A 25,461-nucleotide genomic window follows, 5' to 3' on the forward strand; every position below is an offset into this window, starting at 1 on the left:
AAAGGGCGTCTTAAAAGACGCCCTCATTAACTAGATAAATTTTGCATAGATCGTGTCGAGGTTAGGGTTGGACAGGGTTTCCATCACATAATCAGCATATTCCGAACCGGTTGCGCCGGTTTCCCGGCCGGTGAGGACTAACTTCTTCTCATATAATCCGCACACATCCAAGGCTTTTTGAAGCTGTTCGGCCTTTTCATTATAACCAATGTGGACTAACAGCATTCCAGCTGCCCGGATAATACTGCAGGGATCGGCATATTGGCCACGACCTTCTTCGACCATTCGTGGGGCTGACCCGTGGATGGCTTCAAACATCGCATATTGTTTGCCGATGTTGGCAGAACCGGCGGTACCAACGCCGCCCTGGAACTCAGCCGCTTCATCGGTTAAGATATCACCATAGAGATTCGGTAAGACCATCACCTTAAACTGACTACGACGTTTTTCATCAACCAGTTTTGCAGTCATAATATCAATATACCAGTCATCCATTTCGACGGTGGGATAATTTTTGGCAATGGCTTTAGCCGTATCTAAAAACTTACCATCGGTTGTTTTGATAACATTGGCTTTAGTAACAACGGTCACCTTATTTTTGCCCGACTTCTCGGCAAAATCAAAGGCTGCCTTAATAATTCGCTCCGATCCGTCCTGAGTGGTGACGGTGAAATCAATGGCTAAATCATCGTTGACATGGATACCCTTGCTACCAACGGCATAAGCTCCCTCGGTATTTTCCCGGTAGAAAGTCCAATCGATGTTCTTTTCCGGCACTGAAACCGGGCGAACATTGGCGAATAAGTCCAATTCTCGACGCATGGCCACATTGGCACTTTCGATATTAGGCCATGGATCGCCTTCTCTGGGGGTTGTCGTTGGCCCTTTCAGGATGACATCGCAGGCTTTTAGCTCTGTCAGAACGTCATCAGGTATTGCTTTTCCGCATGCAGCGCGATTTTCAATCGTCAAACCGTCAATAATTTTAAAGACAATCTTGCCCGTTTTAACATCGTCTGCCAGTAGAAACTCTAACACCCGTTGGGCTTCTGAGGTAATAAATGGCCCAATGCCGTCACCACCAACAATGCCGATAATAATTTTATCTTTTGCTGTGAAATCGGTAAAATCCTTTTGAACCTTCATTTTTTCGATACGGGTCAATTGTTCTTTAATCAACTCTCCGAAATGGGCCTTTGCCCGCTCAATTTGTTCTTCGATCATATATCCTCCGTCAACTTTATTTATTAGTGTCATATGTAAGTGCTAAATGGCAACACAAATTGCCGGTCAAGCTCTGGACATCATACTTTTAAGCCGTTTGATCGGCTGCGTATTTTTAAAAACCAGTTCATTGGTCGCCACAAATTTATCCACTGCGGTGACTACCCAGCTACCAAGATTTGCCGGTGGGATGGGAGTCAGCGGAAACATGTGTTTTACGATCATATCAGCCTGGCGCTCGTCGATATCAAAATATTTTTCGGCATTTTCCAGGGCTGTTTTGGGATGGGAAAAGCCATGCATTTCCTTGATCCGATTCAGACCCTTACCGGTTTTAACTTTACCTTGCCATGATTCCAGAAAAAAATCATGGAGCGTTGCCCCCCGGGCAATCGATGCATAGTCCATGCCTAAAAATCTGGCTACGCGATAGGAATAATAACCGACTGCAACTGAATGTTGATATAAACCATTGCCGTGATGATCAATTTCCCGTAATTTTTGGAATTCACTGTGTGTAATAATATCGCCAACAATGGTTTCAAACTCACTATAATACTTTTTTGTTTCCATTGAGACCTTTCTTTGATTGTAATTTTTTTGTTATTTATTCAGCCTTGTTGAGCCGAATCTTTAAATATTATAGCATAGTATCTTTATTTTAAGTTAAAATAATGGCTGATGTTCTTAAAAAAAACAAAAAAAGATTCGATTATTCTTAAAATCATGTTAAACTAAATAAAAAAGAACAGGAAGGATTAACCATGAAAATTAAAAATCTACTTATCGGAACAGGTGTTGTTTTGGCGACTGGCATGGCCCTTTATCATGCTTGTGTGATCAAAAAAGGGAAAGCGTTCGAAGCCGGCTTTGATAAAAGTCCTGAATCCATGGACGAATTGGCTCTCTATGGCGGAAAAATGAAAGACTATCGCGATCAAACCATGCGGGATACCAAAATTGGGGCTTTCTTCGGCGGCATGCAGCTCGATTTTTCTGACGTTGTCACCGAAAAAGATGATTATCGCATGGATATCAGCATTATCAATGGTGGCCTGAACATCATCGTTCCTGATAACTTTAAATTAAAAATCGTGGATACCTGCAAATTTGGCGGCATTGCCGATCATACTGTGTGCATCGATCCGGATAATTCAGTGGCTCTTTCTGTTTTTGCCGACATCACCTGTGGCGGGCTCAATTTCGAAAATATTTCTAAATAACCCCTCCTGGATAAGCATCGCGAACCAGTTTTGATGATAAAATCAGTGCGCTCCGAACCCATAAAAAAACTGAAATCAGCCTGGGCCGATTTCAGTTTTTTTATGGACAAATTTATTAAGTTCAATAAGGTACTTGAAATCTTTATAACCGTTCTTCCAACTCCGCCGTTAATTCTTCATAGCCCGATTTATGAAGCAGGGCAAACATGTTCTTTTTATAGGCTTCCACCCCCGGCTGATCAAAGGGATTGACCCCCAGCAGATAGCCGTTTAATCCGCAGGCTTTTTCGAAGAAATAGATCAGTTTGCCAATATGGAAGGCATCCAATTTTTTGAGATGAATAATGCCATTGGGAACCCCGCCATCAACATGTGCCAGCAGCGTGCCCATAAAGGCTTTTTCATTCACCGCATCGATTTCCCAACCGGTGAGGTAATTCAGACCTTCGAGATTCTTTTCATCCCGAAACACCTTGATCACCGATTGGTCGTCCTCGATGACAAGCACCGTTTCAAAATGATTTTTAGGACCATCCTGAATCATCTGTCCCAGCGAATGGAGATCGGTGGAGAAATGTGCCGAGGCCGGAAAAAGACCCTTGCCGTCTTTGCCATCACTTTCACCGAATAATTGTTTCCACCACTCTGCCAGATATTCCAGCGATGGATCATAATCGACTAAAATCTCAATGTTCTTGCCGCGGTTGTATAGCACATTTCGGTACAGTGCATACTGAAAACAGGGATTTTTTTCAAACTTGGGTTTGTTATAATCCTCATAACCGGACTTCGCTCCATCCATCAGAGCATCAATGTCTATTCCCGCCACTGCGATGGGCAATAAACCTACGGCAGTGTAAACTGAGTAACGACCGCCAATATCATCGGGAATTACAAAGGTTTCATAGCCTTCTTCATCGGCCATGAACTTCAGTGCTCCTCTGGCCACATCAGTTGTCACAAAGATTCGCTCCCTGGCCCCATCTTTGCCATATTTTTCTTCCAGAAATTTTTTTAAAAAACGAAAGGCCATGGCCGGTTCTGTGGTCGTGCCGGATTTTGAAATGACATTGACACAAACCTCCTGATCCTTAAGCAAAGCCAGCAGCTTCTCCAGATATTTCCCACTGATATTCTGGCCGGCAAAATATATTTTAGGGGCCTTTCTTACCGATCGGGGTTCTTCATTAAAAAAAGGGCTGGTCAGGGCTGAGATTACCGCTTTGGCGCCCAGATAAGATCCGCCAATCCCGATGACCACCAACGCATCACAGCGGTCCTGGATTTTTTTTGCCGCCTGTTTGATCCGGGCAAACTCGGCCTGATCATATTTAACCGGATAGTCAACCCACCCCAGAAAGTCGTTGCCAACCCCGGTCTTATTCATCAATTCATCATTGGCTTTGGCCAACTGGTCAAATCGATTTTCAAACTCACTGGGGTCTATATTTGCATAAGAGAGATCAAAACGAATACTCATAATTTTTACCTTCTTTCTTACTACTTTTTTAACATGTTAAGATAATTCAAAAAGATAACCCAGTACCGACAATTGTTACATCATGTTGTATGCATCAAGGCGGACACGGCGATAGCGTGTCCGAGCTTGCAGCATACAACGGATTAACAATTGGTCGGTACGGTAGTTTAGCGACGATAGTACTTTCAGTCTATTTTCATTTTACACCATTAGTGATTCGAGTGTCAATTGATGTTCGCCCCTCAATCTGAAAGAAAGTTGAAATTCAGTGAATCTTCTGACCAATCCCTCATAAGAGGTGACTTTTTTTATTCGATATGTTAAAATAAGCAAAATCAAGTAAAGAAGAGGTGTAAAATGGAAACGCGAATACTGGGAAAAACCGGATTAGAAGTGTCCCTTATTGGGTTTGGTGGTATTCCAATTCAACGCTGTAACCAATGGGAAGTCGACGAAATTGTTGAAAATCTTATTGAAGAAGGAGTTAATTTCATTGACACTGCCAGAGCTTACACCAATAGTGAAGAAATGATTGGGGAAGCCCTGAAACAGTGGGGCCGGGAACATTTTTATCTGGCCACTAAGACCCCCAAGCTCAGTTATGACGAGGTCATGGCTGATGTTAAAACCAGTCTGGCTGAATTACAGACTGCTACCATTGATTTATATCAGTTCCATAATGCCAAAACCATGGCTGCCTACGAAACCATAATGGGCCCAGGTGGCGGTTATGAAGCATTAGTCGAATGTAAAAAGCAGGGATTGATTAACCATATCGGCATTACCTCCCACAGTTATGAGGTGTTGGACCGGGCTCTGGATGAAGATAAATTCGAAACCATTCAATTTCCATATAATATTGTTGAAAATCGAGGAGCACCCCTCTTTGAAAAAGCCAAACAAAAAAATGTCGGTGTCATTATTATGAAACCGCTGGCCGGCGGGGCTTTTATCCACGCCAACTTCGCCCTGCGATGGGTCGCCGAAAATCCCAATATTTCGGTCCTGATTCCTGGCATGGATTCTGTTAAGCAGGTGTTGAAAAACACCAAAGTCGGCAATGACTTCGTGCCTTTGTCTGATGACGAACGCCAGACCCTGGAAGCCGATGCTAAAGCACTTGGTAAAACCTTCTGCCGCCGCTGCGGCTATTGTGCGCCCTGTCCCCAGGGAATTGATATCCCAATGCAATTTATTGTCGAGGGTTATTACCGCCGCTACGATCTGGAAGAATGGGCACTGGACCGCTATCGCAGTTTTGCCGCCAATGCCTCTGATTGTGTCCAATGTGGCGAATGCGAACCCCGCTGTCCTTACAATCTGCCGATCCGGGAGATGCTGAAAAAAACCCGGGAACTGTTTGATCCGCTGGTATAAAAAGTTAACTAAAAAGGCCAGTATCCTTTTCTTTCGATTAGGATGCTGGCCTTTAATATTTTACATATAGTCTTAGTCACACAGATACAGACGGCCCAGCGCATCAGCTGCCATAATAGCGGCATAAACGGTGTCAGCGTCGACATCAAATGGCATGTTATGAATAGTTTCGCCAGGATCGGCAGCCGCTACTGCCACCGCCATGATTTTTTCCGGGGTTGGTTCGGTACAGCCCAATTCGCCCAGAGTAATTGGCAGGCCAACTGATAGACAGAAATCAATCACTTCTTCGATATCTTCCATGGATCGGTTTTCCATCACCAACTGAACCAGGGTTCCAAAAGCTACTTTTTCGCCGTGATACATATGGTGGCATTCAGATAATACAGTTAAGCCGTTATGGATGGCATGACAGGCCGCCAGACCGCCACTTTCAAAACCAACGCCACTGAGGTAGGTATTGGCTTCAATAACATTTTCAACCGCTGGCGTACAGGTAGCTGCTTCGACGGCCAACTTAGCTTTTAAGCCGTCTTCGATTAAAATATCATAACATAATCGTGCCAGAGCCAACGCCGATCGGGTTGGATGAGCGCCTGACATCGTGGTTCCGTTAGAATCTACCGTCGCCTGAGCTTCAAAATAGGTAGCCAAAGCATCGCCCATCCCAGCCACAAATAATCTGGCCGGAGCCGCTTTGATAATGTCGGTATCCATCACCACAATTTCAGGATTTTTAGGCAGGACTAAATACTCATCAAAAACACCGTCTTCGGTGTAGATAACCGATAAAGCCGAGCAGGGCGCATCGGTGGATGCGATGGATGGTGCAATCACAACCGGCAGTTTTTCATAGTGAGCGGTAGCTTTGGCGGTATCCAAAGTTTTTCCGCCACCGATACCAACAACCACGTCGCAACCTTCCGCTTTGACGATTTCCTGCAACCGGGCGATTTCGACCTTTGAGCATTCGCCGTTAAATTTTTCGGGTGTAAATTTAATTCCCGCCGCTTCAAAACTGGCTTTCAATTCGTCCGCTTTGGTCCGCATCATGGTTCCGCTCATCAATACCAACGCAGATGTTCCAAATTTTCCTACATGTTCCGGTAATTTACCAACTTCTCCGGCACCTTGAACATAACGGCTGGGAGACATAATTATTTTTTGCATTTTCTACCTCCGAAAATAAATTTATTTCGTTATTATTATATCAAATAATCGAAACGATGAATTCGTTATCATCTGAAAAATACAGTCCAGAGTAGATACTATTCTCGTAAATATTTTGTTATTTTTACAAACCCTTAATGAAATCAGTAATTTTTTGTTCCATTCTATAACTATTTCAATTAATCCATCTGTGAATAGAAAAAGCGCCCAACTTATAAGTTGGGCGCTTTAAAATTCTAAGTTCAGGCCATATAAAAATCGCCGTTGGGGTCTACATCAATGGTAATGGCCTGTCCTTCGTGGACATTGCCCTTGATGATTTCTCTGCCAACCATGGTTTCGATATGTTTCTGTAAATAGCGTTTCAGCGGCCGGGCGCCATAGGCCGGGTCAAAACCCATATCGATGACAGCATCGATGGCCTGTTGGGTCAAGGTAACCGTGATGCGGCGTTCTTCCAGCCGTTTCTGCAGATCTTTTAACAGCAGCGTGACAATTTTACGAATGGCTTCCTTATTCAGTGGTTTATACAGGACGACTTCATCAATCCGGTTTAAAAACTCCGGCCGGAAATAATTCTTTAACAATTCCATTACGGCGGCTTCGGTTTTTTCGGTAATTTCGCCAAAGGCATTGATCCCTTCCAGCAGATATTCGGAACCAATATTGGAGGTCATGATGATGATGGTATTTTTAAAATCGACGGTCCGTCCCTGGGAATCAGTAATCCGGCCATCATCAAGAATCTGCAACAGGATATTGAAGACATCCTTATGGGCTTTTTCTATTTCGTCCAGTAGGATGACAGCGTATGGTTTACGGCGGACGGCTTCGGTCAACTGTCCCCCTTCTTCATAGCCAACATACCCCGGAGGTGCCCCGATTAGACGGGAGACCGAGAATTTTTCCATGTACTCGCTCATGTCGATGCGGATCATATTTTCTTCCGAATCAAAGAGGGTTGCGGCCACGGCTTTAGCCAGCTCCGTTTTCCCAACCCCGGTGGGGCCCAGGAACAGAAAGCTGCCAATCGGACTGTTGGGGTTTTTGATACCAGCCCGGGATCGAATAATCGCGTCAACCACTTTGAGGATCGGCTCTTCCTGTCCGATTACCCGTTGTTTTAAGGTGTCTTCCAGCGCCAGCAGTTTTTCCCGCTCACCGGAGACCAGCTTGCTTAAGGGAATGTTGGTCCAGTCGGAGATAATCTCAGCGATTTCTTCTTCGGTGACCTTTTCCCGTTTGAGACTGTCTTCATCGCCTTTTTCATCAGCTTTGCGTTTGATCGCTTCGATTTTGGCGGTTTTTTCGGGAATTAAGCCATATTCCAATTCGGAGGCCTTGCGGTAGTCCCCTTCCCGGATTGCTTTTTCCCGTTCGTAGGTAAGCTGGTTCAATTCTTCCTGCAAAGATTTTAGGGTATCCGCGGACTGCTTTTCATTTTCCCATTGCATACTCATGGTGTTGAAACGTTCCTTATATTCAGCCAATTCTTTCTGAAGCCGTTCCAGCCGTTCCTTACTGAGGGTATCCTTTTCTTTTTTCAGTGCTACTTCTTCAATTTCCAACTGCATCATTTTTCGCCGGACCTCGTCCATTTCTTCGGGCATGGAGTCCATTTCGGTACGGATCTTAGCACAAGCTTCGTCAATCAGGTCGATGGCTTTATCCGGCAGGAACCGGTCTGAGATATAGCGGTTGGACAGGGTCGCCGCAGCTACCAGGGCAGTATCCAGAATCTGAACGCCGTGGTAACGTTCATAGGTGTCCTTTAAGCCCCGGAGAATCGAAATGGTGTCTTCCACTGTCGGTTCATCAACCAGCACCGGTTGGAAACGCCGTTCCAGGGCCGGGTCTTTTTCAATATACTGGCGGTATTCATCCAGCGTGGTAGCACCGATACAATGGAGTTCACCTCTTGCCAGCATTGGTTTTAGCATATTGCCGGCATCCATGGCCCCTTCAGTTTTGCCGGCGCCGACGATGTTATGAAGCTCGTCAATAAACAGGACAATTTCGCCGTTGCTGTCGACCACTTCTTTCAACACCGCTTTGAGTCGTTCTTCAAACTCGCCCCGGTATTTGGCTCCGGCCACCAGGGCACCCAGATCCAAAGCAATGATCCGCTTGTCCTTGAGACCTTCCGGTACGTCACCAGCCACGATTCGCATCGCCAGCCCTTCGACGATGGCGGTTTTACCAACCCCCGGTTCACCGATCAGGACTGGGTTATTTTTGGTTTTCCGGCTTAAGATCCGGATCGCATGACGAATTTCAGCATCCCGGCCAATGACCGGATCCAGTTTATTATCAATGGCATCCTGAACAAGGTCGTGACCGTATTGACTGAGCGCCTCATAAGTAACCTCGGGATGGTCATTGACCACCCGCTGTCCGCCGCGGACTTCTTTTAAGACATTTTCGACATCTTTTTTATTAATGCCATAACGTTCCAGGATTTCTACCGCCTTGGATTTTTTTCCGAGACTGAATAGCGCCAGTAAAATACATTCCACCGAGATATACTGGTCATCCAGTTTTTTTGCTTCTTTATAAGATTCGTTCAAGACCTTGTCGGTGTCGGCGCTGACATAGACCTTTCCCTGTTCCCGCCCCGGTCCGGAAACGCTGGGTTTCCTGCCGATTTCCCGGCGCAGTTCTTCAGCAATGGTGTGGGAGTTCTTGCCCAGCCGGTCAAAGATCCGACCGACCACGCCATTTTCCTGGGTAATCAGCCCCATCAACAGATGTTCCGGCTCGATTTCCATGTGGTTGTACTCTCCGGCGATCAGCTCCGCCGTTTTGATTGCTTCTAATGATTTTTGGGTGAATAAATTCATATCCATAATTGTACCTCGTTTTTAAATATAATTAGATTTCATTTTTTTTGTTTTGTTAGTATCATAAACACATTTTCAAGATAAACGCAGTACCGACAATTATTACATCATGTTGTTTGCATCGGGGCGAACACGGCGTAGCCTGTCCGATCCAGCAGCAAACAACAGATTAATAATTGGTCGGTACGGTATTTGAGCACTAGCCTTACGTTTGTGTAACTAATCGGGATTGTTTTTCTTGTAATCCTCCCGATAAATGGTTTCCAGGACGTTGAGCAGATCGTTTGCTTCTGCTTCATCGACTTTCGAAAAATAAACATTCATGGCCCGGTCGATCATTTTTAAGTAACGGGTCAGGTTATCAGTGACGGTTTCGATGTCCTGGGTCAACTCACCTTCATCTTCAAAGGCTCGGACAAATTTGTGATTGGTCAGATTTTCTGCTAAATCTCCATGATCCGCTCGCTGATCTTTTTCGATACCGGCTATCAGCTTGAAAAATTCATCAAAATGATCATTCAGATTTTCAGATTTAGTTCGGGAACTGATTTTCAGCACCGCATATTTACCCCGCTTGCTACTGATAAATTCGTAACTGTAGCGCACCTTGGGCCGATACTTGTATTTGAGGCTTTTGCCAAATTGAATACTGGAATTCTTATTAATCTGGCTCACCGACAGGGTGTCACTGAAATTTTCATCCAGCTGTTCAAGAATTTTTTGGATTTTCTGTTCCGGTGTTACCAGCCCGATTTTTTCAGCCAATATATCATTGATCAATTGGGAGCGGTTCGTATTATTTTCATAAGCAATCTGGTCTATTTTTTCAACTATCTCATCGAATAGCATTAAACTGTATACACTTTTTATCATATCATCACTCCTTTTATATAAATTATAATTCTATAATATTATTCAGTCAACCATTTTATATATATTGCATCGCATTTTATATTTGAACTCAGATTTATTTAAGTTTTTGATAAAGCCCTTTTGATTACTGGATACCCGATTTTTGCCGGCCTAATCTCAACCCCAACGACAAAAAGAGACCTGAATGCCGCGTGTGCATTCAGGTCTTTCTGCATAAATTAATTTAATTATTTTATTAAATCAAATTAAACTAAATGATTAAAACTCTACTTAGATTAAGAACAATGGCGCAAATACCAATGATACGATGGTCATCAGTTTGATCAGAATATTAATAGAAGGTCCGGAAGTATCCTTGAAGGGATCACCAACGGTATCGCCGACAACGGCCGCTTTATGGGCATCACTGCCTTTTCCGCCATGAGCACCGCCTTCAATGAATTTTTTGGCATTATCCCAGGCACCACCGGCATTTGCCATAAAGATGGCCATTAATACCCCGGTAACCAGAGCACCTGCTAAAAGTCCACCCAGTGCATCAGCACCAAGAATCAGACCCATTGCTAAAGGAGCAACAACTGCCATTAAACCAGGAACGATCATTTGACGGAGCGCTGCAGCGGTAGAAATATCCACGCATTTGGCATAATCCGGTTTTTGCGTGCCTTCCATAATTCCTGGGAATTCCCGGAATTGACGACGCACTTCTTCGATCATTTCATTAGCCGCAGAACCAACTGCTTCCATGGTTAAGGCTGAGAACAGGAATGGTAACATCCCACCGATAAACATCCCGATGATAACGTTAGGATTTAAGATATCAATACTATCCAGACCAACAACTTCAGCATAAGATGCAAATAAAGCTAAAGCAGTTAAAGCCGCAGAACCAATCGCAAAACCTTTACCGATGGCTGCGGTGGTGTTACCAACGGCATCCAACTTATCAGTGATTTCACGGACTTCTTTAGGCATTTCTGCCATTTCAGCAATTCCGCCAGCGTTATCGGCAATTGGGCCGTAAGCATCTACCGCAATGGTCATTCCACAGGTAGAAAGCATCCCAACTGCTGCTAAAGCAATACCAAAAAGGCCAAAAGCTGCGTAAGCAACAAAAATTGCTACTGACATCGCTAAAATTGGGAACATGGTTGATTTCATCCCGACAGCCAAACCGCTGATAATTGTGGTTGCGGCACCGGTTTCTGATTGCTGGGCAATGTGTTGAACCGGTTTATAATGTTCTGAAGTATAGTACTCCGTTAATTTACCAATAACAATCCCGACTGCCAAACCGGCCACAATCGCAATAAATGCCGAATATCCGCCAGTAAAGTAGTTAGACAGGAAGAAAGAAGCAATCACAACCAGAATACCGCTGACATAGGTTCCCATGTCCAGCGCGCGTTGCGGGTTTGAACCTTCTTTACCACGAACAAAGAAAGATCCGATGATTGAGGCAAAAATACCCACTGCTGCTAAAAGCATTGGGAATAAGATCCCATCATAACCATCAAGAACAAGTACGCCTAAGGTAATGGCTGAGATTATTGAACCAACATAAGACTCGAATAAATCCGAACCCATACCGGCAACATCGCCAACGTTGTCACCAACGTTATCAGCGATAACAGCAGGATTACGCGGATCATCTTCAGGAATACCGGCTTCAACTTTACCAACCAGGTCAGCTCCAACATCAGCAGCTTTGGTGTAGATCCCGCCACCAACACGACCGAACAGCGCAATCGAAGATGCACCCAGACCAAAACCAGTTACAATGGTAACATCACCAAATAATAAGTACAGGACACTGACGCCCAGCAAACCCAGACCAACAACACACATACCCATAACCGCGCCGCCGGAAAAAGCCACTGAAAGTGCTTTGTTCATTCCGCTTTGCTGAGCTGCATTAGCCGTTCTGACGTTGGCTTTAGTCGCAACCTGCATACCGAAAAATCCGGCCAGGATTGAAAAAATAGCCCCAACCAGGAAACATATTGCGGTTGTTAAGCCTAAACCAGGTGTAACGGTTAAAATAACAAATAAGACAGCCACAAAGATTGCGATCATTTTATATTCACGTTTTAAGAATGCCATGGCACCTTCGTGGATATATCCCGCGATTTCTTTCATTCTGTCTGTACCGGCGTCAACTGCAGTTACGCGTTTTGCAAAAATAAGCGCAACAAGCAACGCCACGACTCCAATAGCTGGAGCCAGAAACAATAATTCCATTCTCAATTTCCCCCTGTAAGTTTTTGCATCTCTCTAATTCAGATGCCTGTTATGATACGATTGAATAAACGAATGCCGACAACATGAATAAAACGCCTGAGATTTTAGTTGCTTTTTCTAAAACACCTTCAAATCCCTTTGCTTTTTTCTTTCCAAATAAGGTCTCAGCACCACCTGCGATGGCTCCTGACATCCCTGCTGTTTTTCCCGGCGACAAAAGTATCGCGGCAACAAGAACTAGGCTGGAAATTATTAAAACGACCAGTAAAGCTTCTTTCATTAGTATCACCTCCGTAAATAATCGTGCACGTTATAATATCATAACCAAAAAACATTTTCAATCATAAAAAAAGTCTCGATGGAGACTTTTCCTATGTAAACGGTCACAGTTTTTGTATTTTTGCTTTATTCACCCTTAATCAACGTTTCACCTGTCATTTCGACCGGTTTGGGCAGTCCCATCAGCTCCAGCAAAGTGGGGGCTACATCGGCCAGACGGCCATCATCTCTCAGCGTCACATTGCCATCACCAAGGAGAATGCATTTGACCTGGTTGGAGGTATGGGCGGTAAAAGGCATATGGGTTTCGTAATCGATCATTTTTTCGGCATTGCCATGATCGGCTGTAACAATCACCTTGCCACCTTTTGCCAGAATAGCGGTGATGACTTTTTTAGCACACGCATCGACCACCTGAACAGCTTGCTCGGCTGCTTCGAAAATGCCGGTGTGGCCGACCATATCGGCATTGGCAAAATTAAGGATCATCAGCTGATATTTGTCACTTTCAACGGCGGCGACAGCTTTATCAGCCACCTCATAAGCACTCATCTCCGGCTGTAAATCATAGGTTGCCACGTGGGGCGAGGGTACCAGAATCCTGTCTTCCATGGGGTATTGCTTTTCTAGTCCACCATTAAAGAAGTAGGTCACGTGGGCATACTTTTCGGTTTCAGCAATCCGCAGTTGAGGGATACCCAGATTACTGAGATATTCGCCCAGAGTGTTGTCGATAGTCACCGGTTTATAGGCAATTGCGACATTTTCAAAGGATTTATCATATTGCGTCATCGTCACAAAATTTAAACCTAAAAAACCAGTTTTTCGTTCGAATTCCTTAAACTCAGGATCGATAAAAGCTCGCGTTAATTCCCTGGCCCGGTCGGGACGGAAATTAAAAAAGATTATTGTGTCATTTGACTTGATCGCTTTATCTTCGGCCGTATCGATGATGGTTGGCAGCACGAATTCATCGGTAATTTTAGCCGCATAGGTTTCTTCCATAACTTGCAGGGCCGACGCGGCATGATTGCCGGCACCCATTGTCATGGCATCATAGGCTTTTTCAACCCGATCCCAACGGTTGTCACGATCCATGGCATAGTAACGTCCCATGACGGTGGCGATTTTCCCCACTCCCAGTTGCGCCATTTTAGCTTCCAAAGATCTGATGTGACCAATCCCGCTATCAGGAGCGGTATCCCGGCCATCCATCAGACAATGGACATAGACCCGTTTTAAGCCCTGTTTTTTAGCCAAGTTCAGTAACGCGTAAAGATGGCATTCATGGCTGTGAACACCGCCATCGGACAATAAGCCCATCAGGTGCAGGGCGCCGTCATTTTCCTTAGCTGAACGAATCCCCGCCAGAAAGGCCAGGTTGGTAAAAAAATCGCCATCTTCGATGGATTTAGTAATCCGGGTCAGCTCCTGATAGACGATCCGGCCAGCCCCCAGATTTAAATGGCCAACCTCGGAATTGCCCATCTGACCTTCGGGCAGGCCAACACCAAGGCCACTGGCGGTAATCAGAGTATGGGGATTGTCCTGTGAAATGGCATCAAGAAACGGTGTTTGGGCCTGTTCAACGGCATTGCCCTCGGTACATCTGGTAAAGCCGTAGCCATCCAGAATAATCAGGGCAGTTAAATTTTTATTCATATGATCACACCTTTCGGTCAAAATATTTTAGGCTATTGTGAGAACCGTACCGACCAATTGTTAATCTGTTGTTCGCCGCGGCATCGGACAGGCTTTGCCGTGTCCGCTCCGATGCGTACAACATGATGTAACAATTGTCGGTACTCACTTCATCTTCTTTCTTTTATTCTTACTATTATCCCTGAGTTAAAACTTTGCAATCTCCGAAAAAGTCGGTTTCAGGGAGGCGCCTCCGACAAGGGCGCCGTCGATATTGTCCATGGCCATCAGATCCTTGATATTTTCGGGGTTGACGGAACCGCCGTATTGAACCCGGACTTTTTGGGCGGCATCTTCGCCGAACATTTTAGCGATGGTTTGGCGGACCCAGCCGCAGGCTTCGTTGGCTTCTTCTTTGCTGGCTGTTTTGCCCGTGCCGATGGCCCAGATTGGTTCGTAGGCAACGACCACTTTAGTGATGTCTTCAATTCCTTTTAATCCGGCTTCCATCTGACCAACAACCTTGGCTTCAGCTTTGCCGCTTTCTCTTTCTTCCAGGGTTTCACCACAGCATACGATCGGGGTAATCCCCAGGGTCAGGGCTTTGATGGCTTTTTTATTGACGGTTTCATCGGTTTCGTTAAAATACTCCCGTCTTTCGGAGTGGCCAATCAAGACATATTTGACGCCAACGGCCTGCAGCATTTCTCCGGAAATTTCGCCGGTGAAGGCGCCATTTTTTTCAAAGTGCATATTTTGAGCGCCGATACCAACATTGGAATTTTTTGCCATTTCCACGGCTTTTTGCAGACCCAGATAGGTGGGACAAAAAACCACTTCAGCTTCGGCCCCAGCCACCAATGGCAACAGGGTATTCATCAATTTTTCAGTTTCAAAAACATCATTATTCATTTTCCAGTTTCCGGCAATAATTGGTTTTCGCATCGTATTCTCCTTAGATTTGATTATTTAAGCCATATGTAATTTAAAGAATCAAACAAATATTGCTTTGATGTCGGTTTCCGCAAACAATTTAGTAACGTGTAGGCGAACAGTCGATAGACTGTACGACGTACAGTGTAGAAATTGTTTAGCGCAAACCGGCAGCGAAGCTCACGGCAGTTTGTTAATTACCTATTTGTTTATTTATCCTGTAATATTTCAATACCGGGCAGTTTTTTTCCTTCGAGGAATTCCAGTGACGCGCCGCCGCCGGTGGAAATATGGCTCATACCCTCTTCGTAGCCGAGGATTTTAACTGCGGCGGCCGAATCTCCACCGCCGATGATGGTAATGGCATCAGAATCCGACATGGCTTTTGCCACTGCTTCCGTTCCTTTGGCAAAGGCGGCCATTTCAAATACGCCCATGGGGCCGTTCCAGATCACTGTTTTAGCACCCAGAATGGCTTTGGCAAAGGTTGCCGCGGTTACCGGACCGATATCCAGTCCCAACGAATTGGCGGGAATGGCATTGATATCGACAACCACAAATGGCGCGTCAGCGGCAAAGGTTTCGGCGGCCACCACATCCACTGGCAATAGTAGGTTAACCCCTTTGGCCTTGGCTTTTGCGACTAACTCATTGGCCAGCTCCATTTTATCTTCTTCCAGCAAGGATTTTCCAATTTCATAGCCCTGGGCTTTCAGGAAGGTAAAGGCCATACCACCGCCGATGATCAGGGTATCGACCTTTTCCAGTAGATTGTTGATCACGCCAATTTTGTCTGATACCTTTGATCCACCCAGAATCGCTACAAAGGGGCGTTCCGGATTTTCCAGGGCTTTGCCCATAAAATCCAATTCTTTCTGGATCAGGAAACCTGAAACGCCAGGTAAGAATTCGGCAATCCCGACCGTTGAGGCATGGGCCCGGTGAGCAGTTCCAAAGGCATCATTAACAAAAACATCACCCAGTTCAGCCAGTTCTTTTGAAAAGCCCTGGTCATTTTTCTCCTCTTCGCCCCGGAAACGGGTATTTTGAAGTAACAGCACATCACCTGGTTTCAGTCCCGCTGCAGCTGCAACAGTCAGCGATCCGGTGACTGCTCCGTCATCATTGAAGATCACTTCTTTTTTCAGTAATTCAGACAGCTTCTTTGCCACTGGTTCCAGGGAATATTTAGGATTCGGCTGGTTTTTAGGGCGGCCCATATGGGACATTAAAATCAATGAAGCCCCCTGTTCCAGAATATAGTTAATTGTTGGCAAAGCCGCGGTGATCCGGGTTTCATCGGTAATGACGCCGTTTTCATCCAATGGCACATTAAAGTCGGCCCGCATTAAAACTTTTTTTCCTTTTAAATCAATATCAGATACCGTTTTTTTACTCATCTTCTTATCCTCTCGGTTATAAATTCAGTTATCGTAAGTATACCGTGCCGAGTAATTGTTAATCTGATGCATATAACATGATGTAACAATTTTCGGTACTGCTTTTGTTTTTTCTTATAAACAATTTCAGAAGCCTTTGCAATGTTTTTGCATAAGCTTCTGAAAAGTCTTGTGTCGTTATTTTATTATTTATTTATGCTGTTTGGGTTGACTAAAATTTAGTGGCGACATACTCTGCCAAACGGACTAATTGGGCCGTGTAAGACATTTCATTGTCGTACCAGGCGATGATCTTAACCTGTTGTTTTCCGCCTTCGACATTCATAACCCGGGTTAAAGTGGCATCGAATAAAGAACCGAAGGACATCCCGATGATATCGGTGGAAACGACCTGTTCTTCGTTGTATCCCAGTGTTTCATTGGCTGCTGCTTTAACGGCAGCATTGATTTCATCGGCGGTAACGTCTTTTTCCAGCACACAGGTTAAATCAACCAGCGAGCCGGTAATCACTGGCACACGCAATGCAAATCCGTCCAGTTTACCATTCAGGGCCGGTAAGACCTTGCCAACTGCGGCAGCCGCACCTGTGGAAGTAGGAACGATATTTTGAGCGGCGGTACGGCCTCGTCGTAAGTCTTTATGAGGCGCATCCAGGGTGGCCTGGTCATTGGTGTAGGCATGTACAGTCGTCATTAAACCACTGACTAACCCAAAGCTGTCGTTTAATACCTTTGCAACTGGAGCTAAACAGTTAGTGGTGCAAGAAGCCCCGCTGATGACTGTTTCAGTGCCATCGAGAATATTTTCGTTTACATTGAATACGATGGTTTTAACATCACCTTTGGCAGGAGCAGAAACAATAACTTTTTTTGCACCGGCCTTAATGTGTTTGCCCGCGCCGTCTTTATCAGTGAAGAAACCAGTCGATTCGATCACGACATCGACGCCAATACTTCCCCATGGCAGGTTTTCAGGATCTCTTTCAGCAAAAATTTTGATTGCTTTGCCATCAACGACAATGGTATCGTCTTTAACTTCGATGGCATCTTGCTTAAATTTTCCCTGGGCGCTATCATATTTTAACAGGTACGCTAAGGTTTTTGCATCGGTTAAATCATTGATAGCCACGACATCAAATGCTGGGTTATCTGCCATTAATCTGAATGCTAAACGACCAATTCTTCCAAAACCATTAATTGCTACTTTTACAGACATATTATCTGCCTCCTTAAAATAATGTTTACTAAAATTTATACTCAGTCAGCCACGCGCTATTTTGTGTCTGACATGGTTTGCAATTTTCTTAATATTTCTCTGGCGGCGCTTTCATCGGTGATCAAGACAATATTCTCACGAATCCGACTAACCGCAATAATTGATTCCGCTTTGGTGACCCCGCCGGCAACGGCTATAACATGCGGTATTTTCTTAAAATTATCAATCCCGATGCCAATGGTACTGGATGGTGAAATAACCTGGCCATTAATATCAAAGTAATGCCCAAAGGCTTCCGCCACAGCGCCCTGTTCCAGAATTTTTCGCTTGTCGGCGGTGGCCAGATTCCGCCAGTCGGCCAGCACATCAGCCCGACCCAATCCGAAGATAAAGATATCGATGTTGTCCATTTTATTGAATACCCTTTTTATCTCAGGATAATCTTTTAATGCTTCCAATAATCGCTGATCGATATTATCCGGTAAATGGAGGAGCTCATAATTGGAATGAAGCTTCAGGCCCATTTCGGCGACCACGTTGTTGGCCTGGGTGGAATGGCTTTTTCCGATCCCGCCCCGGGCCGGGATGACATAAACATCGGGATAAAAGGCTTCCCGCATTTCATCGGCAACAGCAGCGGTACAGCTTCCGCCGGTCAATGCCAGGGTGTCCTTATATTTCATCACCGATAAAACATATTTTGCCCCGGAACGTCCCATGAATCGCAGGACTTCATAATTCATATCCATATCGCCGGGACAAATAATGACCCGTTTGAGATGGAGACGATCCATCAGTTCTTTTTCCAATTGTTCAAGACCGTTATAGGTATACAGCAGACCCTTTAGCTGGATCAGTGCTTCCTTACCGGCATCGGTAATGACAACACCCTGCCGTTCCACCGAAACCAGTTTTTGAGTTTGAAAAAAATCGATCTCATTGCGGACCTGACGTTCACTCATGTCCAGAACAAAGGCAAGATTTCTCCGTCCGATGGGCTGCTCACTGCTAATGGTTGACAAAATATTGTAACGCATTTCAATGAGACGATTCACTTCCGGAGCGACAAGCTGTTGAAGTTCAATGACTTCTTTACTGATTTTTAATTGATTTGACACAGAATCACCCTTCTTTCGGATACATGCTCACTTTTGTCCCGGTGGGACAAAATCATTATACCCCATTTTAAATTTAAAAACAAGTTAAAAAAGACCAAAAACTAAAAGAAAATCCCAGCCCGATTTTCTCGGATCTACAGGCATTTGGCTGTGATTAGTCTTTGGTCAACGGTCTACCGGTACTCTTTTCGTTTGGAGGAGGGCTGGATCAAAAGTGCTTCACGATATTTGGCAACGGTGCGCCTGGCCACATCGAGATTTTTTTCCTGCAATAATTCTGACAATTTCTGATCACTCAGTGGCTTTTTCTTGTCTTCTTGTTCGATTAATTCCTTAATATAGCGTTTGATGGCGTCAGAAGAACGATCCTCTTCACCCTGAGTATATCCCCGCTTAAAGAAAAACTTCAGGGCAAAGGTGCCCTTGGGGGTTTGGATATATTTTCCCCGAATCGCCCGGCTGACGGTAGATTCATGGACCTCAATCGTCTCAGCAATTGTTTTGAGGGTTAACGGCCGCAGATCCCCCACCCCTTCAAAGAAAAACCCCCGCTGGGACTCGGCAATGGCAGTAATGACTTTTTTGATGGTATCGCGTCGCTGTTCAATGCTTTTGATCAGAAAAGCGGCACTGTCCAATTTTTTCTCAAGATAAAGTTTGGTTTCATCATTTTTATCCGGGTTTTTGAGCAGCCCCTTATAGTAATTATTGATCCGTAACCGGGGTGCCGATACATCATTGACTTTCACCACCAGCTCATCATTGACAATTTCGATGCTCCCATCCGGGATCACGTAGGACACCCGTTCCGAACAGGAAAATTCCCGGCCGGGTTTTGGTTCCAGCGTTTTAATCACCTCTTTGAATTCATAGACATCCTCAATTGATAAGCCGGTATCCTGAGCGATCCGCTTAAACTGGTTATCGGCCAGATCGATCAGGTGATTTCTGACAATGTCCATAAACACTTCTTCATCATCATACCCCATCTGACGCAATTGAATCAGTAAACACTCTTCAATATTTCGACATCCTACCCCACTGGGATCAAAACCCTGGATGATCTTAATCATTTTCTGAATGCTTTCTTCATCGACTTCTAAAATGTTTCCGACATAGTCCATGTCGACAATCAGGTAACCGTTGTCATCGATACAGTCAATCAAATACTCGCCGATTCGTTTTTCCGTTTCACTGAGGTTTTTTTCCAACATGTTAAATTGAAAATGCAGATATTCGTAAAGGGTTTTCTCCTGAGAAGTAAACTTTTCAAAACCGTATTCGTCATCGGTATCACCACTTGACTGAGTCTGGCCGCGATAGTCAGAATTTTCCATGCTGTGAAAATATTCGTCCCACTGGATTTCCTCCTTAGGCGGCTGCTCAACAACGGGCTCTTCTTTAACCAATTCCCCCTTGAGCGGTCCGCCATCTTCATTAACGGGTACCACTTCTTTAATTGACACCTCATTAAATTCCAGTACCGGATTTTCCATAATTTCAGTTTCGATCAAACCATTAAGTTCCATCGCGGTCAGCTGCAGAATCTCAATCGATTGCCGCATTTCCTGGGTCATAATCAATTTTTGGGTTTGGGTTATATTTAAATCAAATTTGATATTCATTTTTCACCTGATTATTTTATTTCTGAATCAAAAAAAGACTAACTTTCGTTAGTCCCAGACTGTCAAAAAAGATAACCCAGTACCGACAATTGTTACATCATGTTGTACGCATCGGAGCGGACACGGCATCGCCTGTCCGATTTTCGCGAAGGCAACGAGCCAATCACAAGCTTGCTTGTAGTTGGCGACTGCCCGCGACCAATGCGAAAGGAGCAAAGCGGATTTCGCATGGCGCGGCGAACAACAGATTAACAATTGGTCGGCACGGTAGTTTATCGACAACCTCACACCAACTTTCGTTAGTCCTAATCATATCACAATCTACTTAAGTTCTTCAATGTATTTGATCACATTTACTGCTGCAATAGCACCATCGGCAGTAGCGGTAACCACCTGTCGCAAGGATTTACGGCGGATATCACCCGCAGCAAAGATCCCCGGGATGTTGGTGCGCATTTCATCATCGGTAATCAGATAATCCCGGGCATCCCGTTCCAGCTGGCCCACAAAGGCTTCTGAATTCGGTTTCTGACCGACAAAAACGAAAACGCCGTCAATCGGAACTTCGATCACTTCGTTGGTAACAACATTTTTAACCATGATCCCTTCCACCAGCCCGTTGCCCTTAATTTCTTCAACCACACAACTGAGCATCATCGATATTTTATCATTTTCCTGAATGCGCTGCTGCAGAATTTTGGCGCCCCGGAGTTCATCCCGACGATGAATAATGATAATTTCACTGGCGAATTTGGTCAGATACAAAGCTTCTTCCAAAGCGGTATCGCCGCCACCAATGACAGCGACCTTCAAGCCTTTGAAAAAATTCGCATCACAGGTGGCACAATAGGAGACTCCCATTCCGCGGAGTTCGCGTTCTCCTTTGCAGCCAATCAGTTTCGGTTCTGCTCCGGTTGCCATAATGATGGTTTGCGTCTCAAGATTTCCGGAATCCGTTTCGACGATGAATCCCGTTTCGGTCTGTTGGAACCTGATGTAGGTTCGCGTCGCAAACTCCACACCGAATTCTTCGCATTGTTGCCGCATCCGCTCAGTTAATCCCGGTCCGGTACTATCGGGCGGAGAACCTGGGTAGTTTTCGATTTCCCAGCTGGTCGCAATCTGTCCACCAATGCCACCTTTTTCTATAATCAGCACTTTCAGGGCACCTCGGGCAGCGTAGATCCCGGCGGCCAAACCGGCTGGTCCGGCCCCCACTATGATTGTATTGTATCTCATCTTAACACCTCTTTCTCTGATTTGACTTTTCCTAAAGATCAGGATCCATCCTTCATAATTTTGCTGGTGGTAATAAACTCTTCCATCTCTTTTTCGTTTTCTTTAACAATTTCCTTTTTATATTCATCGTATCGATTTTCTTTGACGATTTCCAGCGATCGGGTTTCCAGTTTCAAGTTCTTTACCACTTCAATCTGAATGTCGATTTTTTCGGTAATTTCATCAATTCTTTTCTCAACGATTTTGATCTGTTCTTTCAAAAAGGACATATAATGAATATAAACCTGACAGGCCGTCGGCGTGATTGAAGCCGCCATATCCCGCTCATAGTTTTTTTGACATTTATCCTGCTGATCTTCCAGATCCAGTTGTTTATCCATTTCATCGCTTAACTGCCTGGTCAGCCCACCCAATATCATCATTTCATTTTCCAGATTTTGATCTTTATAGGAAAGCAGCTTTCCTAAATGGAATTGGAACTTTTTCATAAGACGGCCTTCTTCATGGCTTCAACGCTGTTATCATAGAAACACTTTTCGTCAACCTTTTGCTGTAAAAATTTATTAATACCGCCGATTTTTTTAATGGCAATATCCAGTGACGGATTGGTTCCGCTTTTGTAGGCGCCAATGCTGACCAGATCGTAGTTGGTATCGTACACCGACATCATATTACGCATCGAAGACGCTGCCTCCATCTGGTCTTTGCTGACAATGTTGGACATCAGCCGGCTGACACTATTAAGTACATCAATGGCCGGATAGTGGTTTCTGGCGGCAATCTTACGGGACAGCACAATATGGCCGTCAATGATCCCGCGAACCGTGTCAGCAACTGGTTCGTTCATATCATCCCCTTCAACCAGAACTGTATAAATGCCGGTTATGGAGCCGGTTTCGAAATTTCCACTGCGTTCCAGCAGTTTTGGCATCATGGCATAGATCGAGGGGGTATAACCCCGAGCTACGGGCGGCTCACCGGTAGCCAGACCGATTTCCCGCTGGGCCATGGCAAACCGGGTTAAGGAATCCATCATCAGTAAGACATCATTGCCCTGATCCTTGAAATACTCGGCAATGGTGGTCGCTGTTAAGGCACATTTCATCCGCTGCATCGGCGGCTGATCTGAGGTGGCAACCACAATTACTGACCGTTCCAGGCCTTCCTGGCCTAAATCATTTTCGAGAAACTGGCGGACCTCCCGGCCTCGCTCGCCAACCAGGGCAATTACATTAACCTGGGCTTTGACATTCCTGGCGATCATCCCCATCAGGGTACTTTTCCCGACCCCGCTACCAGCAAAGATTCCCATTCTCTGGCCCTTGCCAATCGTCAATAAACCATCTATTGCCTTTACCCCAAATTCCAGGATATCGTCAATACATGGCCGTGAAAAGGGATTTGCCCCAGCACTTTGAATCTCGTAGGGGGTTGTGTTTTCGATCGGTCCGCCCCCATCAATGGGTTCGCCCATAGCATTAACAACCCGACCAATCATATCATCTGATACCCCGATTTTCAGGGATGAGCCGGTGGGTTCGACAATATTGCCAAAGCTAATCCCTTCCGGTTCTTCGTAGGGCATTAATAACACCTTATTGCCCCGAAATCCGACTACCTCAGCCAAAATAAAACGGTCGGCATTCTGATCAAAAATCTTACACAAATCACCAATACTGCATTCCGGGCCGACCGACTCAATCATCATGCCGACGACTTTTTCAATCTTCCCGAAATAATGATAGGTTTCTGCCCGTTGAATGGCTTTGCAAATCTCAGATGTATTCATTTTCGCCTCCAGTTACGAACTCTGTTCGATGGCTTTCTCCAATTGATCCAATTGCACCGGCAGACTCATATCAATGACCGAATCATTGGTTTCCACCATGATCTTATCCTCGTCCTTAAGGATGATCACCTTTGATTTTTTTGCCAGTTTTTTCAGTTTTTCTGACATTTCCTTATTGATATGAAGATCCAGGGTTTTTTGATTTTCAGATAAATAGATTTTCAGATTCTCTTCATCCCCGTGAATCACCTCATCAAAGAACTTTAAAAACAGATCCCGATCTTCCTGAACCTGATGTTTCATTATTTTTTTGGCAATTTCAAAAGCGATGTCCAGTAACTCCTGTTCCTGATTGTCAAGTGCCCGCTGCCGTTCAAGATTGATTTGTTCAAGGATTTCGTCTATTTCCCGTAGTTTATTTTCTATTTCCGCTGCCGCCTGAGCCAGGCCTTCATTCAGACCTTCTTTAAGGCCCGCCTGAAAACCTTCCTGGGTACCATCTTGCAAGCCTTCTTCATGTCCTGTCGCATAGCCCTGGGAAAAGCCTTCCTGATAACCGGTTTCCTGAGATTTTTCTTTAATCTCCTGACTGGCTCTGATCGCTTCCTTCATCAGCTCATTGGCCGCATGCATCGCTTCGACGCTTTCATCATGGTCGATTCTATTTTCAGCTATTTCTTCATTATGAATGACGTGACCTTCGTTGTCAGTTTCTGTTTCAGGCTGATGTGCAACCGGCAGAACAACTGGTGCCGTTATTTGAGAAACCCATTTAGCTTTTACAATACTAGACAATGATCTCGTCCTTTCCACCCTTAGATGTTACAATTTCGCCTTCTTCTTCCAGTCTTCTGATAACCGAAACGATCTTCTGTTGTGCTTCTTCTACATCTCGAACCCTGACATTATGCAGGAATTCCATTTCGCTTTTGACCGTTTCACCCATCCGCTGGGACATATTAGCGAAAATAACATCCGCAACACCTTTGTTTGCCCCCTTAAGAGCAATTGACATTTCTTTGGTATCAACTTCCTGTAAAAAGCGTTGAATCGACATCGAGTCAAGAATAACGATATCTTCAAATACAAACATCCGTTTTCTGATTTCTTCAGACAGTTTGGCGTCGTTTTTACTAAGCTCGTCAAAGATGTATTTTTCAGTACCACGATCAATGTTGTTCATAATTTCAGCAATATAGTTGATCCCACCAACTTCAAGTAAATCGAAGGATACAACTGACTCAAATTTACGTTCCAGAATAGTTTCCACCTGTCTGATAATCTCAGGTGAGGTCCGGTCCATCCGGGCAATCCGCTCGACTACTTCGACCCGAATGCTCTTGGGTAATTCAGAAATAATCGCTGATGCCTGATCGGCCCGGGCATAGGACAAAACCAGGGCAATCGTCTGGGGATGTTCGTTCATAATCATGTTCATTAAATTTTTATAATCTGCCTTACGAATAAACTCAAAGGCTTTTGTCCGCAGGGTTTTGGTTACCCGCTCTAACAGCGCGCTGCCTTGCTGTACCCCAAACGCTTTTTCCAGGACATTTCGGGCATAATTAACACCACCTTCGATGTAGACCTTCTGGGCCACACAAAGACCATAAAATTCGTCAATAACCTGATCTGCCACCTCTGGAGGAACACTTTCCTGACGGGTGATCTCGTAGGTTAAAATTTCAATTTCGTCTTCCTGCAAATGCTTATAAATGCTGGAAGCAATATCTGCACCCAGCGAAATAACCACCTGGGCTGCTTTTTGTCTTGGTGTTAAACTAACATCCATA

The 25,461-nt window shown here is 44.8% G+C and carries 21 protein-coding genes; 2 read left to right on the forward strand and 19 right to left on the reverse strand.

The window, feature by feature from the left end; genetic code table 11:
* Positions 1-30 precede the first annotated feature (30 nt).
* Positions 31-1,224: an isocitrate/isopropylmalate family dehydrogenase gene (locus tag A3KS_RS0110180; protein ID WP_026394838.1), complete on the reverse strand. Its 1,194-nt coding sequence runs from the start codon at positions 1,222-1,224 to the stop codon at positions 31-33.
* Between the two features lie 66 nt (positions 1,225-1,290).
* On the reverse strand, positions 1,291-1,797 hold the full coding sequence (locus tag A3KS_RS0110185; RefSeq protein ID WP_026394839.1) for an HD domain-containing protein: 507 nt from the start codon (positions 1,795-1,797) through the stop codon (positions 1,291-1,293).
* A 191-nt stretch (positions 1,798-1,988) separates the two neighbouring features.
* Here A3KS_RS0110185 and A3KS_RS0110190 point away from each other — a divergent pair, with 191 nt between their 5' ends.
* Positions 1,989-2,447 carry a LiaF domain-containing protein gene (locus tag A3KS_RS0110190; protein WP_026394840.1) on the forward strand — a complete coding sequence of 153 codons (459 nt, stop codon included), beginning with the start codon at positions 1,989-1,991 and terminating at the stop codon, positions 2,445-2,447.
* A gap of 142 nt (positions 2,448-2,589) precedes the next feature.
* On the opposite strand, the gene A3KS_RS0110195 is transcribed toward A3KS_RS0110190, so the two are convergent.
* Positions 2,590-3,927, reverse strand: coding sequence for a glucose-6-phosphate isomerase (locus tag A3KS_RS0110195; RefSeq protein WP_026394841.1), 1,338 nt, complete (start codon positions 3,925-3,927; stop codon positions 2,590-2,592).
* A gap of 357 nt (positions 3,928-4,284) precedes the next feature.
* Between A3KS_RS0110195 and A3KS_RS0110200 the strand changes: the two genes are divergently transcribed.
* Positions 4,285-5,304, forward strand: a complete 1,020-nt coding sequence (locus tag A3KS_RS0110200) for an aldo/keto reductase (RefSeq protein WP_026394842.1) — start codon at positions 4,285-4,287, stop codon at positions 5,302-5,304.
* Between the two features lie 72 nt (positions 5,305-5,376).
* Here A3KS_RS0110200 and A3KS_RS0110205 read toward each other — a convergent pair whose 3' ends face one another.
* The 16 genes from A3KS_RS0110205 to fliG form a co-directional block, all read right to left on the reverse strand.
* On the reverse strand, positions 5,377-6,474 hold the full coding sequence (locus A3KS_RS0110205; RefSeq protein ID WP_026394843.1) for a glycerol dehydrogenase: 1,098 nt from the start codon (positions 6,472-6,474) through the stop codon (positions 5,377-5,379).
* Between the two features lie 242 nt (positions 6,475-6,716).
* The gene (gene clpB, locus A3KS_RS0110210) at positions 6,717-9,320 is read right to left on the reverse strand and encodes an ATP-dependent chaperone ClpB (RefSeq protein WP_026394844.1); all 2,604 of its coding nucleotides are present in this window, start codon (positions 9,318-9,320) and stop codon (positions 6,717-6,719) included.
* 213 nt (positions 9,321-9,533) lie between these two features.
* Entirely contained in the window at positions 9,534-10,187 is a 654-nt protein-coding gene (locus A3KS_RS0110215; RefSeq protein WP_026394845.1) for a hypothetical protein, read from the reverse strand.
* A gap of 270 nt (positions 10,188-10,457) precedes the next feature.
* Positions 10,458-12,428 (reverse strand): sodium-translocating pyrophosphatase, encoded by a 1,971-nt coding sequence (locus tag A3KS_RS0110220; RefSeq protein ID WP_026394846.1) that lies wholly within the window; start codon positions 12,426-12,428, stop codon positions 10,458-10,460.
* Positions 12,429-12,477: 49 nt separating this feature from the next.
* Positions 12,478-12,708: a preprotein translocase subunit SecG gene (gene secG, locus A3KS_RS0110225; protein ID WP_026394847.1), complete on the reverse strand. Its 231-nt coding sequence runs from the start codon at positions 12,706-12,708 to the stop codon at positions 12,478-12,480.
* Between the two features lie 125 nt (positions 12,709-12,833).
* Positions 12,834-14,369, reverse strand: coding sequence for a 2,3-bisphosphoglycerate-independent phosphoglycerate mutase (gpmI, locus tag A3KS_RS0110230; protein WP_026394848.1), 1,536 nt, complete (start codon positions 14,367-14,369; stop codon positions 12,834-12,836).
* A gap of 186 nt (positions 14,370-14,555) precedes the next feature.
* A complete protein-coding gene (tpiA, locus tag A3KS_RS0110235; protein WP_026394849.1) occupies positions 14,556-15,293 on the reverse strand; it encodes a triose-phosphate isomerase in 738 nt (245 codons plus the stop codon).
* A 197-nt stretch (positions 15,294-15,490) separates the two neighbouring features.
* Complete coding sequence (locus A3KS_RS0110240) at positions 15,491-16,681, reverse strand: phosphoglycerate kinase (RefSeq protein WP_026394850.1); 1,191 nt, start codon at positions 16,679-16,681, stop codon at positions 15,491-15,493.
* 211 nt (positions 16,682-16,892) lie between these two features.
* A complete protein-coding gene (gene gap / locus A3KS_RS0110245; RefSeq protein ID WP_026394851.1) occupies positions 16,893-17,897 on the reverse strand; it encodes a type I glyceraldehyde-3-phosphate dehydrogenase in 1,005 nt (334 codons plus the stop codon).
* Positions 17,898-17,953: 56 nt separating this feature from the next.
* Entirely contained in the window at positions 17,954-19,015 is a 1,062-nt protein-coding gene (locus tag A3KS_RS0110250; protein ID WP_026394852.1) for a sugar-binding transcriptional regulator, read from the reverse strand.
* Positions 19,016-19,188: 173 nt separating this feature from the next.
* Positions 19,189-20,640 (reverse strand): RNA polymerase factor sigma-54, encoded by a 1,452-nt coding sequence (gene rpoN, locus A3KS_RS0110255; RefSeq protein WP_026394853.1) that lies wholly within the window; start codon positions 20,638-20,640, stop codon positions 19,189-19,191.
* A gap of 321 nt (positions 20,641-20,961) precedes the next feature.
* The gene (gene trxB / locus A3KS_RS0110260) at positions 20,962-21,879 is read right to left on the reverse strand and encodes a thioredoxin-disulfide reductase (RefSeq protein ID WP_026394854.1); all 918 of its coding nucleotides are present in this window, start codon (positions 21,877-21,879) and stop codon (positions 20,962-20,964) included.
* 38 nt (positions 21,880-21,917) lie between these two features.
* Positions 21,918-22,367 carry a flagellar FliJ family protein gene (locus tag A3KS_RS0110265; RefSeq protein ID WP_026394855.1) on the reverse strand — a complete coding sequence of 150 codons (450 nt, stop codon included), beginning with the start codon at positions 22,365-22,367 and terminating at the stop codon, positions 21,918-21,920.
* Positions 22,364-23,668: a flagellar protein export ATPase FliI gene (fliI, locus tag A3KS_RS0110270; RefSeq protein WP_026394856.1), complete on the reverse strand. Its 1,305-nt coding sequence runs from the start codon at positions 23,666-23,668 to the stop codon at positions 22,364-22,366. The genes A3KS_RS0110265 and fliI overlap by 4 nt, the downstream gene beginning before the upstream one ends.
* A gap of 12 nt (positions 23,669-23,680) precedes the next feature.
* On the reverse strand, positions 23,681-24,463 hold the full coding sequence (locus A3KS_RS0110275; protein ID WP_026394857.1) for a FliH/SctL family protein: 783 nt from the start codon (positions 24,461-24,463) through the stop codon (positions 23,681-23,683).
* Positions 24,456-25,460, reverse strand: coding sequence for a flagellar motor switch protein FliG (fliG, locus tag A3KS_RS0110280; protein ID WP_026394858.1), 1,005 nt, complete (start codon positions 25,458-25,460; stop codon positions 24,456-24,458). Before fliG ends, A3KS_RS0110275 begins: the two co-directional genes overlap by 8 nt.
* Position 25,461: the final 1 nt, after the last annotated feature.

The organism is Acetobacterium malicum subsp. dehalogenans DSM 11527, assembly GCF_000472665.1.
GTDB lineage: Bacteria > Bacillota > Clostridia > Eubacteriales > Eubacteriaceae > Acetobacterium > Acetobacterium malicum.